The sequence below is a fragment of the Ramlibacter sp. genome, assembly GCF_041916345.1.
Lineage (GTDB): Bacteria > Pseudomonadota > Gammaproteobacteria > Burkholderiales > Burkholderiaceae_C > Ramlibacter.
Genome location: NZ_JAYRZR010000102.1, coordinates 1 through 12,885, shown reverse-complemented (window position 1 = coordinate 12,885; position 12,885 = coordinate 1). Strand labels below are relative to the sequence as shown.

Genomic DNA, 12,885 nt, shown 5'->3' with positions numbered 1-12,885 from the left:
TGCCCACCACCTGGTCGATGTAGTGCAGGTGGATGTTGGTGGTGCCCCAGGTGCCGCAGATCATGCCGTCCACGTCGCCCTTGTGCAGCAGCATGGCGCCGATCAGCGTGAGGCGGCGGCGCATCTCGATCTTGGCCATCTGCGCCGTCACGCCCTTGCGCGCGGCCATGCGGTGGTAGGTCTGCCAGAAGTCGCGGTAGCGGTCGTCCTGCTCGACGTTCACCACGTCGTAGTCACGCCCCTCGGTCAGGCGCAGGCCGAACTTCTCGGCCCGCTGCGCGATGACGGAGGGCCGGCCGATCAGTGTGGGCCGGGCGATGCGCTCGTCCACCACGATCTGCGCCGCGCGCAGCACGCGCTCCTCCTCGCCCTCGCAGTAGACGACCTTCTTGCGGGCCGCGCTGCGCGCCGCCATGAAGATCGGCTTCATGGTCGTGCCGGAGGCGTAGACGAAGCTCTGCAGCTTCTCGCGGTAGGCGTCGAGGTCGCGCACCGGGCGCGAGGCCACGCCGCTGTCGGCGGCGGCCTTGGCCACGGCCGGCGCGATCTTCATCATCAGGCGCGGGTCGAAGGGCTTGGGGATCAGGTAGTCCGGCCCGAACGACAGGTGCTGGCCCGCATAGGCCGCGGCCACCACCTCGCTCTGCTCGGCCTGCGCCAGCTCGGCGATGGCGTGCACCGCCGCGATCTCCATCTCCACCGTGATCGTGGTCGCGCCGGAGTCCAGCGCGCCGCGGAAGATGTAGGGGAAGCACAGGACGTTGTTGACCTGGTTCGGGTAGTCGGTGCGGCCGGTGGCGATGATGCAGTCGGGCCGCGCCGCCTTGGCCTCCTCGGGGGCGATCTCGGGGTTCGGGTTGGCCAGCGCCAGGATGATCGGGCTGGCCGCCATCTTCTTCACCATCTCGGCCTTCAGCACGCCGCCGGCCGACAGGCCCAGGAAGATGTCCGCGTCCGCGATCACCTCGGTCAGCGTACGCGCGTCGGTCTTCTGCGCGAACTGGATCTTGTCCTCGTCCATCAGCTCGGTGCGGCCTTCGTACACCACGCCCGCGAGGTCGGTCACCCAGATGTTCTCGCGCGGCAGGCCCAGCTTGAGCAGCAGGCCCAGGCAGGCCAGCGCGGCGGCGCCGGCGCCGGAGGTGACCAGCTTGACCTGCTTGATGTCCTTGCCCACCACCTTCAGGCCGTTCAGGATGGCCGCGCCCACGCAGATCGCGGTGCCGTGCTGGTCGTCATGGAAGACCGGGATCTTCATGCGCTCGCGCAGCTTGCGCTCCACGTAGAAGCAGTCCGGCGCCTTGATGTCTTCCAGGTTGATGCCGCCGAAGGTGGGCTCCAGCGCGGCGATGATGTCCACCAGCTTGTCGAGGTCGTGCTTCTCGTTGATCTCGATGTCGAACACGTCGATGCCGGCGAACTTCTTGAACAGCACGCCCTTGCCTTCCATCACCGGCTTGGAGGCGAGCGGCCCGATGTCACCCAGGCCCAGCACCGCGGTGCCGTTGGTGATGACGGCCACCAGGTTGCCGCGGCTGGTGTAGCGGAAGGCGGCCGCCGGGTCCTTGACGATCTCCTCGCAGGGCGCGGCCACGCCGGGCGAGTAGGCGAGCGCCAGGTCGTGCTGGTTCACGAGCTGCTTGGTGGCGCTGATCGCGACCTTGCCCGGCGTCGGGAACTCGTGGTACTCGAGGGCGGCCTGGCGCAGCAGCGCGCGCTTGTCCTCGCCGGGAACCATGGGGGTGGGGGCCATGAGGTGCAGTCTCCTGGGCGCTGACCGAGCCGGCGCGCCGCCTTGTTCTGAAGGGGTTGCGATTGTAGAGCCCGACCGGGAAAACCCTAGTACGGGGATCTGCGTATCGGTCGGCGCGTAGGGTCAAGGCGTCGCCAGGCTCGCCAGGAGCACGCGTCGCAGTCCCGCCACCGGCGCGGCCAGGCGTCTTGCCCAGTCGGGCGGCGGCGGCTCGCACCGCGCCGCGGCCAGGGCGCGGTCGCAGGCCGATTCCAGCCAGCAGGCGCGGGCCCCCAGCTTCGGCAGACCGAAGGTGGCGGCGGATCCGGCCAGGCCGTGCGCGACCCGCAGCAGCGCATCCAGGCCTTGCAGCGCCGCCGCGGCATCGTTCGGGCTGGCCGCGATGGCGCCCCAGGCCGCGTCCAGCGCGGCCAGCCGCGCCGGCAGGGACCGCCGGTAGTCGGCGGCCTGCTCGGCCAGGAAGGCCTGCAGCGCGGGGTCGAGCGGCATCGCGAGGCCATGATAGGCCGGTCGACGCAGGCGGGCTTCTGATGCATGCTTGCGCCCATGTTCGACGCCGACCGCTACGGGCTCACCGCCGAAGGCCGCCAGCAGATCCAGGGTGGCGCCACCACGGTCGGCCCGCTGGAGCTGGAGCTGCTGGTGCGCATCGACCCCCAGCTCACCGTCGCGCAACTGCGGGCGGCCACGCCGCAGATCCCCGCGGCCGAATTCGACCGCGTGCTGGACGCCCTGCGCACCCGCCGGCTCATCGTGCGCGTGGAGCCGGACCCCTTTGACCTGCAGTTCACCACCGGCATCGACCCCTTCACACCGGCGAGTGCCAGCGACGCGGCCGACCCCGAGGCGGCGGCCGGCCTGCGCTCGCTGCGCCGTGCCGGCTACTACGTGCGCATCGCCCGCCGGGGCGCGGCCGCGCCGCCTTCGGCCGGCGGTACGCGGCCGCGCGTGGCGGTGATCGAGGACGATCCCAACCTGTCGAAGTTCATCGCCAGCTACCTGGCCTTCGAGGGCTTCGACGCCGCCGTGGCCGCCAACCGGGCCGAGGCGCTGGCGCTGCTGCGCGAGCCGCCGGTGCCCGCGCTGGTGCTGCTGGACGTGGTGCTGCCCGACACCGACGGCTTCGCGATCCTTTCCAGCCTGCGCCGCCATCCCGCCTTCCGCGAGGTGCCGGTGATCCTGCTCACCGGCCGCGCCACCCGTGAATCGGTGCTGCACGGCCTGGCGCTGGGCGCCGATGGCTATGTCACGAAGCCGTTCGAGCCGGACGCGATGATGACCGCGGTGCGCACCGTGCTCGGCACCGGCGGCTGATCCTTCGCTGCAGTGCGGCGTGCCGGCCATGCCGGATCGGCATAAGCTTGCCAGCAAACGGCATTGGCGCCCTGCGAGGGGGCGCTCGTACAGTTCGCCCTCGCCGATAGAGCCCGACAGGAGTGCGACCCATGAATGCCTTTACCGAAACCCAGCGCGGCGAGCGCATCGAAGCCGTCCTGGCCCTGGCGGCCACGCGCCAGCCCGGCGGCGACCACCGCCCGCTGGTGGGTTTCGCCCACTAATACTACCGCCAGGTCGCCCGGGACGATCACACCGCGCGCTCGGTCGACGACCTGCTGGGCGCGCTGCTGTCGCACTGGCAGTTCGGCGCCCAGCGCCGCCCGGGCGAGCCGCGCGTGCGCGTCTTCAGCCCGTCCCCGGGCGAGGACGGCTGGGGTTCGCGCCACACCGTGGTGCAGATCGTCAACGACGACATGCCCTTCCTGGTGGACTCGGTGTCGATGGAGATCGGCCGCCAGGGCCTGGCCCTGCACCTGATCATCCATCCGATCTATGCGGTGCAGCGTGACGCCGCTGGCCAGCTCACCAGCGTCCAGCCGCGCGGCGAGGCGCGCGACCAGCCGCACGAATCCTGGATGTACATCGAGGTCGACCGCATCGTCGACGCCGCGCAGCGCACCGCGCTGGCCGAGGGCATCGAGCGCGTGCTGGCCGACGTGCGCGCCAGTGTGACGGACTGGCAGGCCATGCTCACGCGGCTGATCGACGCCACGCACGAACTGGGCCGCACGCCCACCAACGTGCCGGCGGCCGACGTGGCCGAGAGCTGCGCCTTCCTGGAGTGGCTGGCCGACGACCACTTCACCCTGCTGGGTTACCGCTGCCACGACCTGGTGGACGACGAGGCCGGCGCGCCCGCGCTGCGCCTGGTGCCCGGCAGCGGCCTGGGCGTGCTGCGCGAGCGCGAGGGCGAATCGATCTCGGCCAGCTTCGCCGCGCTGCCGCCCGGCGCCCGCGCGCAAGCCCGCGCGCCGCTGCCGCTGCTGGTGGTGACCAAGGCCAACACGCGCAGCACCGTGCACCGCGACGGCTACACCGACTACGTGGGCGTGAAGCGCTACGACGAGGCCGGGCAAGTGATCGGCGAGCACCGCTTCATCGGCCTGTTCACCTCCACCGCCTACTCCGCCCGCGTGTCGGAGACGCCGCTGCTGCGCGAGAAGGTGGAGCGCGTGGCGCACCGCGCCGGCCTGGCGCCCGGCGGCCACCTGGCCAAGGCGCTGCAGCACACGCTGGAGACCTTCCCGCGCGACGACCTGTTCCAGATCCCCGAGGACGACCTCTACCAGACGGCGCTGGGCATCCTGGCCCTGGGCGAGCGCAACCGCTTGCGCCTTTTCACCTGGCGCGACCCGTTCGAGCGCTTCGTCTCCTGCCTGGTGTTCATGCCGCGCGAGAGCTACAGCACCGACCTGCGGCTGAAGTTCCAGCAACTGCTGCTCACGGCCCTGGGCGGCAGCCATGTGGATTTCGACGTGCTGCTGTCGGGTACCAAGGTCGCGCGGGTGCACTTCACCGTGCGCGTGGGCGCCGGCCCGCTGCCTGCCTTCGACCGCCGCGATCTGGAGCGCAAGCTGGCCGCCGCCGCCCGCCGCTGGGAGGACGAACTGCGCGAGGCGCTGGTCGACAGCGAGGGCGAGGCCACGGGCCTGGCACTGGACCGCCGCTTCGGCCGCGCCTTCCCCGTCTCGTACCGGGAGCGCGTGCCCCCGCGCGCGGCGGTGTACGACATCGGCAAGGTCGCCAGCCTGTCGCCGCAGCAGCCGCTGGCCCTGGCGCTGTACTGGCCGCTGGGTGCGCCGGCCGGCACCCTGGGCCTGAAGGTGTACCGCCACGGCGCGCCGGTGGTGCTGTCGGACAGCCTGCCCATGCTGGAGCACATGGGCGTGCGCGTGCTGGGTGAGCACAACTACCGCGTCAACGGCGCGGGCGACGACAGCCATGCCGTGTTCCTGCATGACTTCGAGCTGCAGGCGCAGGTGGCGGCCGAGGTGGAGCCGCAGGAGATGGCGCGCCTGTTCGAGGACGCCTTCGCGCGCGTGTTCCGCGGCGAGGTGGAGAACGACGACTTCAACCGCCTGGTGCTGCTGGCCGGCCTGGCGGCGGAGGACGTGGTCATCCTGCGTGCCTATGCCAAGTACCTGCGGCAGATCGGCTTCGCGCAGACGCAGGCCACCATCACCGCCACGCTGGCGGCGCACCCGCGCATCGCCCGCATGCTGGTCACGCTGTTCCGGCTGCGCTTCGACCCCGCCGCGCACGACGCCGCCGGCGCCGAGGCGCAGGTGAACGCGCTGGAGAAGGCGCTGGACAAGGTGAGCAACCTGAACGAGGACCGCGTGCTGCGCCAGGTCCTCGCGCTCATCCAGGCCACGCTGCGCACCAACTTCTGGCGCACCGGCCGCGGCCACAGCGGCGAGGCTGGCCCGCGCCGCGCCTTCGTCAGCTTCAAGTTCGAGTCCGCCCGCGTGCCGGGGCTGCCGCAGCCCCGTCCGCTGTACGAGATCTTCGTCTACTCGCCGCGCTTCGAGGGCATCCACCTGCGCGGCGGCAAGGTCGCGCGCGGCGGCCTGCGCTGGTCGGACCGGCCGGACGACTTCCGCACCGAGGTGCTGGGCCTGGTGAAGGCGCAGATGGTGAAGAACACCGTCATCGTGCCGGTGGGCTCCAAGGGCGGCTTCGTGCTGAAGAAGGCGCCGCCCGCCAGCGACCGCGAGGCCTTCATGAAGGAAGGCGTGGCCTGCTACCAGGACTACCTGCGCGGCCTGCTGGACCTGACGGACAACCTGGTGGCCGGCCAGGTGGTGCCGCCACCGCACGTGGTGCGCGCCGACGGCGACGACCCGTACCTGGTGGTCGCGGCCGACAAGGGCACGGCCACCTTCTCCGACTTCGCCAACCAGGTGAGCGCCGAGTACGGCCACTGGCTGGGCGATGCCTTCGCCTCCGGCGGCGGCCTGGGCTATGACCACAAGGCCATGGGCATCACCGCGCGCGGCGCCTGGGAAAGCGTGAAGCGGCACTTCCGCGAGATGGGCGTGGACACGCAGACGACCGAGTTCACCGTGGCCGGCGTGGGCGACATGTCGGGCGACGTGTTCGGCAACGGCATGCTGCTGTCGCGCCACATCCGCCTGGTGGCCGCGTTCGACCATCGCCACATCTTCATCGACCCCACGCCGGATGCCGCGCGCAGCTTCGCCGAGCGCGAGCGCCTGTTCAAGCTGCCGCGCTCCTCGTGGGCCGACTACGACGCCTCGCTCATCTCCGCCGGCGGCGGCGTGTGGGCCCGCTCCGAGAAGTCGGTGCCGCTGTCGCCCGAGGCCCGGGCCGCGCTCGGCATCGAAGCCGAGTCGCTGACGCCGGCGGAGCTGGTCACGGCCATCCTCAAGGCGCCGGTGGACCTGCTGTACAACGGCGGCATCGGCACCTACGTGAAGGCCGCGCGCGAGACGCATGCCGACGTGGGGGATCGCGCGAATGACGCCGTGCGCATCAACGGCGGCGAACTGCGCTGCAAGGTGGTGGGCGAGGGCGGCAACCTGGGCTTCACCCAGCGCGGCCGCATCGAGGCGGCGCTGGCCGGCGTGCGCCTGTGCACCGACGCCATCGACAACTCCGCCGGCGTGGACACCTCGGACCACGAGGTCAACATCAAGATCCTGCTGGGCATCGCGGTCGCCGACGGCGAGCTGACCGAGAAGCAGCGCAACACCCTGCTGCCGCAGATGACCGACGAGGTCGCCGCGCTGGTGCTGCGCGACAACTACTTCCAGACCCAGGCGCTGTCCATCGGCAAGCGGCTGGCGGCGCGCCAGCTCGACGAGCAGATCCGCTTCATGCGCTTCCTGGAGAAGATCGGCCTGCTCAATCGCAAGATCGAGGCGCTGCCCACCGACGACGAGCTGGCCGAGCGCAAGGCCAAGGGCCTGGGCCTCACCACGCCCGAGCAGGCGGTGCTGCTGGCCTACAGCAAGATGTGGCTGAACGACGAGCTGATCGCCTCCGAGCTGCCCGAAGACGCGTGGGTGGCGCGCGCGCTGGACCGCTACTTCCCCTCGCGCCTGAAGGAGCAGTTCGCCGCCTACATCCCGCGGCATCCGCTCAAGCGCGAGATCATCGCCACGCACGTGCTCAACAGCATGGTCAACCGCGTGGGGCCCACCTTCGTGCACCGCCTGGGCGAGATCACCGGTACCACCGCGCCGCAGATCGTGCGCGCCTACCTGGCCGCGCGCGAGGTGTTCGGCCTGGTCGGCCTGTGGCAGCAGATCGAGTCGCTGGACAGCCAGGTGCCCGATGCCACGCAGGCCGAGATGGTGATCGCGCTGCGCGGCCTGGTCGCGCGGGCCACCACCTGGTTCCTGCGCTCGCGGCGCCTGTCCGAGCCGACCGAGCAGCAGGTGCGCCGCTTCGCCCCGGCGGTGCAGGCGCTGCGCACGCAGCTGGAAGCGGCTGCCACCCCCTCGGCGCGCGCCCAGGGCTGGGCGGCGGCCGGCGTGCCGCTGGCCCTGGCCACGCTGGTCGATGCGGCCGACGGCCTGTTCGACGCGCTGGACATCGCCGAGATCGCCGAGGTGAGCAAGCGGCCCCTGTCGGAGACCGCGGCCGTGCACCACGGCGTGGGCGAGCGCCTGGGCCTGGCCCGCATGCGCGGCCAGATCGACCTGCTGCCGGCCGAGAGCTACTGGCAGAGCCTGGCCAAGCTGGCGCTGGGCGACGACCTCACCGACCTGCAGCGCTCCATCGCGCTGGAGGCCGTCACGCACCATGAAGGCGCCGCGCCGCAGGTCCTGGACCAGTGGGAACAGGGCAACCGCCAGGCGCTGGACCGCGCGCAGCGCCTGCTGGCGGAGCTGCGGGATGCGCCGGGCGGCGACCTCGCCATGCTGTCGGTGGCGCTGCGCGAACTGCGCAATCTCGTGTAGCGCGGGTGCGCCGCGGCGCCGGCGAGTGGGCTAATATCCCCTCAGTGCAATACAAAAGAATTGCCTGAGGAGGGGTATGGGCCAGTTCCTGGCGGCCGCGGTCGGCTTTCCGACCGCGATCTTCACGGTCCTGCTGGGGATCGCGGTGGTCTATTGGCTGCTGGCCCTGGCGGGCCTGGTGGATGCCGGCCTGCACTCCGACGGCGCTGACCTCGGCGCCGAGCTGCATGGCCACGCGGAGGCCGACGACCCTGGCACGCTGGCCGCCATCGCCGGCACGCTGGGGCTGGCTGGCCTGCCCGTCTCGGTGGTGGTGAGTGCCGTGGTGCTCGTGGCCTGGACGCTGTGCTGCGTGGGCGCCCTGCTGCTGCTGCCCCTGCTGCCTGCGGGCGGCGCGCAGATCGCAGGCGGTGCCGTGCTGGGGCTGGCCAGCCTCTCGGCCGCGCTGCCGGTGGCCGGCCGGGTGCTGCGCCCGCTGCGGCCGCTGTTCGTGACGCACCTGGCGCAGCACAACGCCTCGCGCGTCGGCCAGAGCTGCAAGGTGCTGACCCAGACCGTGGACGAGCAGATGGGCCGCGCCGAAGTCGCGCAGCGCGGCGCCAACCTCAACATCCGCGTCTGGGCGCCCTCGCCCAACACCTTCACGCGCGGCACGCGCGCCCGCATCGTCGCCTACGAGGACGAGCGCGCCCGCTACCGCATCGAGCCCGAGGCCTGAGCGCCGCGGCACCCCTCTTCTTCGCCCGTTCTATCCCAAGGAGCCCCGCATGGAGTCCCTGCTGCCCATCCTCACCGCCATCGGCATCGGTGCCGTCATCCTGTTCGGCCTGCTGGGGCTGTTCGCCAAGTTCTACCGCAAGATCGAGCAGGGCCACGCGCTGATCGTCAACACCATGCGCGCCGAGCCCATGGTCACCTTCACCGGCTGCATGGTCTACCCGATCATCCACAAGGCCGAGCTGATGGACATCTCGGTCAAGACGATCGAGATCGACCGCTCCGGCAAGGAGGGGCTGATCTGCCGCGACAACATCCGCGCCGACATCAAGGTGAAGTTCTTCGTGCGCGTGAACAAGACGGCGGAAGACGTGCTCAAGGTCGCGCAGGGCATCGGCTGCGAGCGCGCCTCCAACCAGGAGATCCTGGAAGACCTGTTCTCCGCCAAGTTCTCCGAGGCGCTGAAGACGGTGGGCAAGGCGATGGACTTCGTCGACCTGTACCAGGCACGCGAGAAGTTCCGCGACGAGATCATCCGCCAGATTGGTGACGACCTCTCGGGCTACGTGCTGGAGGACGCCGCCATCGACTACCTCGAGCAGACGCCGATGGACAAGCTCGACGCGCACAACATCCTCGACGCGCAGGGCATCAAGAAGATCACCGAGCTCACCGCCGCCGAGAACGTGCGCACCAACGAACTGCGTCGCAACGAGGAGATGCAGATCAAGAAGAAGAACGTGGAGACGCAGGAAGCCCTGCTGGAGCTGGAACGCCAGCAGGCCGACGCGCAGGCGCGCCAGCACCGCGAGGTGTCCACCGTTCGCGCCCGCGAGGAGGCCGAGACGGCCAAGATCCAGGCCGAGGAGCGCGCCAAGTCCGAGCTGGCGAAGCTGCAGACCGACCAGCTGCTGGCGGTGCAGCAGGAGAACGCCCAGCGCGAGAAGGAAGTGGCGGAGAACAACCGCAAGCGGGCGGTGGCGATCGAGGAAGAGAAGGTCACCCGCGCGCGCGAGCTGGAGGTGGTGGACCGCGAGAAGGAAGTGGCGCTGCAGCGCATCGACAAGGAGCGCGCGATCGAGGTGCAGAAGAAGGCCATCGCCGACGTCATCCGCGAGCGCATCGTGGTCGAGCGCACGGTGGCCGAGCAGGAAGAGGCCATCAAGGAGCTGCGCACCGTGGCCGAGGCCGACCGCACGAAGAAGTCCACCGTGATCCTGGCCGAGGGCCAGGCCGAGGAGAAGCTGCTGCAGGTGGTGAAGCAGGCCGAGGCCGAGGAGCGCCGCGCGCGCCACAAGGCCGCCGAAGAGACGACGCTGGCCGAGGCGCGGCTGAAGGTGGCCGAGAAGACGGCGGAATCGAAGAAGCGCGAGGCCGAGGGCACCGAGGCCACCGCCGCGGCGCCCGGGCTGGCCGCCGCGCGCGTGATGCTGGTCACCGCCGACGCCGCGCAGAAGCAGGGCCTGGCCGAGGCGCAGGTCATCACCGCCAAGAACCAGGCCGAGGCCCAGGGCCTGCAGGCCCGGCTGGAGGCCGAGGCGCAGGGCAAGGAGAAGCTGGGTCTCGCCGACGTGGCGGTGCGCACCGCCGCCGCCGCGGCGACCGTGAAGGCCGGCGAGGCCGAGGCGCAGACCATCGAGGCGCGCTTCAGCGCCGAGGCGCGCGGCCTGCAGGAGAAGTTCGAGGCCATGAAGGCCATGGGCCCGGACACGCGCGAGCATGAGGAATTCCGCATGCGGCTGGAGAAGCATCACCTGGAGGCCATGCGCGCCATCGACGCGCAGACCCACATCGCGCAGGAACAGGCCAAGCTGCTGGCCACCGCGCTGGCCAACGCCAAGATCGAGATGGTGGGCGGCGACGGCACCTACTTCGAGCGCTTCGTGCAGGCCCTTGCCGTGGGCAAGGGCATCGACGCCGCCATCGCCAAGAGCGACACGCTGCAGGTGGCGCTGAAGGACCACCTCTCCGGCGAGCGCAGCACGGTCGATGACCTGCAGAAGCTGCTGGGCGCGCTGGGTGGCTCGGCGGGCGAGGTGAAGGACCTCACGGCAGCCTCGCTGCTGGCGAAGCTGGGCCAGGGCGGCCGCAAGCAGGCGGACTAGCCGCATGGCGCAGGACGCCGCCGCCGGCCCCACCGCCACGGAGTCGCTGGTCGCCGACAGCGGCGGCTACGAGGTGCTGCGCCGTCGCCTGGCCGCGCAGGGCGAGGCGCTGCAGGCCAAGGCGCAGGCGCTCAACGAGGCGCGGCTGGCCGCCTTCGGCCGCTCGGAGCAGGCGCTGGTGCTGCGCACCCGGGCGCGCACTGCCAACAACTGCGTGGCGCGCGACATCGTGCGCATCGGCGACACGCTGCTGTTCGGCTACAACGTGTTCATTGGCCTGCGCAAGGAAACCACCATCGGTGACGTGTTCGGCCTGTACCGCCTGGCCGCGCACGACGGCGCCGAGGAGCTGGAGGCCCTGCCCCTGGCCGGCAGCTTCCTGGAGGAGGCGCGCTTCGCGGCCGACTTCCGCGAGCTGTACGCCTACTACAAGCAGGCGCAGCTGGTGCAACTGCGCGTCACGGCCGACAAGCTGCTGGCGGCCTTCCGCATCGGCCAGCAGGCGCATGACCTGCGCGTGTTCCGCTGGCAGCTCGCGCCCGACGGCGGCGTGCACTACGTGGACAACCGGGGCGAGCGCGACATCGCCCTGCCGCCCAGCCACGACTTCGAGTGGACGCCCACCACGCGCGAAGACCACGTCGGCGGCCGGCACCCGCACGTGAACGTGCTGGACACCGTGTTCGTCGAGACCCTGGGCGGCGATCTGACCATCAAGGTCGAGAACAACACCGAGACCGGCCTGGGCATCTACAGCGAGCCGGTGGACGACCGCACGCAGGCCCTGGCCGATGCCGAGGTGGCCTATGCGCGCCTGGGCCAGCTGGTGCTGCTGAAGGTGCGGCCGTACCGTGAGCAGGTGGTGCGCCACCTGGTCTACAACGTGCGCACGCAGCAGGTGCAGCGCATCGACGCCATCGGCGTCTCGTGCATGCAGCTGCCCGAGGACCACGGCCTCATCTTCCCCGGCGGCTACTACCTGCAGTCGGGCGAGTTCAAGCGCTTCGACCTGCCCGGCGAGGTGGTGGAGAACCTGCGCTTCAAGCGCATGCTGCGCGCGCCCAACGGCGAGGACGTGCTGTACGTCTTCTACCAGCCGGGCAACGGGCACTACGTGCTCTTCACCTACAACCTGATCGACAAGGCCTTGGCCACGCCCATCGTGGCCAACGGCTATGCGCTCTACCCGGACGGGCGCCTGATCGTCTTCCAGGCGAGCGAAGGCGAGCCCACGCGCGTGCACCCGATGCAGCTGTGGCGCACGCCCTTCGCCAGCGTGGAGCACGTGAGCGCCACGCCGCCGGCGGCCGGCTTCTTCGGTCGCCATGGCAACGCGGAACTGGTGCGCGGCGTGTCCGAGCTGCTGGCCGTGGCGCGCGCGGTGCGCGAGCAGACCGCCACCCGCGCCGCCTACGAGGACCTCATCCGCCAGTGCGAGCGCCTGGCCGATGCCTGCTACTGGCTGGCCGAGCCCGAGGCGGGCGATGCCCTGGCGGACTTGCGCGGCATCGCCGATGGCGCGCGGGCCACGCTGGCCGAGTTCGAGAAGGTCGACCAGATCCGCCGCGAGACCGGCCGTGCGCTGGACGAGGCGGAGACGCAGCAGCGCGCGCTGGTGGTCGAGATCGCGGCGTCCATCTGGCGCCAGCCCGAGCCCTTCATCCAGGCCATCGGCCGCCTGCGCGAGCGGCGCGGCGCGCTGGAGATGCTGCGCGAGCTGCGCTTCGCCGATCTGCCGCGCATCGAGCGGCTGGATGCCGAGCTGGTGGCCGAGCAGCAGCGGGTGGGGGAGCGCGCGCTGCAGTTCCTGGCCCAGGAGGAAGCCTTCGACGGCCACCGGCAGACGCTCGCGCGGCTGGCTGGCGAGCTGCCCACCGCGGCCACCACCACCGGCCTGCAGACGCTGCTGGCGCAGCTGGACACCCTCGCTGCCGGCCTGGATCTGCTGGCCGAGCAGCTGGCCGGCCTGCCGGGCAGCGACGCCGTGCTGCGCACCCGCATCCTGGACCGCATCTCGGCGCTCTACACCGAGATCAACCGCCTG

The 12,885-nt window shown here is 71.1% G+C and carries 7 protein-coding genes and 1 pseudogene; 6 read left to right on the top strand and 2 right to left on the bottom strand.

The features are described from left to right. Together ACE3T5_RS18785 and ACE3T5_RS18780 are read right to left on the bottom strand one after the other, a co-directional pair. The coding region (locus tag ACE3T5_RS18785; RefSeq protein ID WP_374669632.1) for a phosphate acyltransferase at window positions 1-1,753 on the bottom strand (1,753 nt) is incomplete at its 3' end. Window positions 1,754-1,876: 123 nt separating this feature from the next. Further along, window positions 1,877-2,242 carry an Hpt domain-containing protein gene (locus ACE3T5_RS18780; RefSeq protein WP_374669631.1) on the bottom strand — a complete coding sequence of 122 codons (366 nt, stop codon included), beginning with the start codon at window positions 2,240-2,242 and terminating at the stop codon, window positions 1,877-1,879. 57 nt (window positions 2,243-2,299) lie between these two features. On the opposite strand from ACE3T5_RS18780, the gene ACE3T5_RS18775 reads away from it, so the two are divergent. The 6 genes and pseudogenes from ACE3T5_RS18775 to ACE3T5_RS18750 all read left to right on the top strand — a co-directional run. Then, complete coding sequence (locus ACE3T5_RS18775; RefSeq protein WP_374669630.1) at window positions 2,300-3,067, top strand: response regulator transcription factor; 768 nt, start codon at window positions 2,300-2,302, stop codon at window positions 3,065-3,067. 257 nt (window positions 3,068-3,324) lie between these two features. Continuing rightward, window positions 3,325-3,714 (top strand): annotated as a pseudogene (locus tag ACE3T5_RS18770) (hypothetical protein); the annotation flags it as partial. A 63-nt stretch (window positions 3,715-3,777) separates the two neighbouring features. After that, window positions 3,778-8,019, top strand: a complete 4,242-nt coding sequence (locus tag ACE3T5_RS18765; RefSeq protein ID WP_374669633.1) for an NAD-glutamate dehydrogenase — start codon at window positions 3,778-3,780, stop codon at window positions 8,017-8,019. A gap of 76 nt (window positions 8,020-8,095) precedes the next feature. Next, entirely contained in the window at window positions 8,096-8,737 is a 642-nt protein-coding gene (locus ACE3T5_RS18760; RefSeq protein WP_374669629.1) for a ubiquinone biosynthesis protein, read from the top strand. Window positions 8,738-8,786: 49 nt separating this feature from the next. Next, on the top strand, window positions 8,787-10,841 hold the full coding sequence (locus ACE3T5_RS18755) for a flotillin family protein (protein WP_374669628.1): 2,055 nt from the start codon (window positions 8,787-8,789) through the stop codon (window positions 10,839-10,841). Window positions 10,842-10,845: 4 nt separating this feature from the next. Next, window positions 10,846-12,885, top strand: a 2,040-nt coding sequence (locus ACE3T5_RS18750; RefSeq protein WP_374669627.1) for a DNA repair ATPase, incomplete at its 3' end; no start/stop codon positions are given.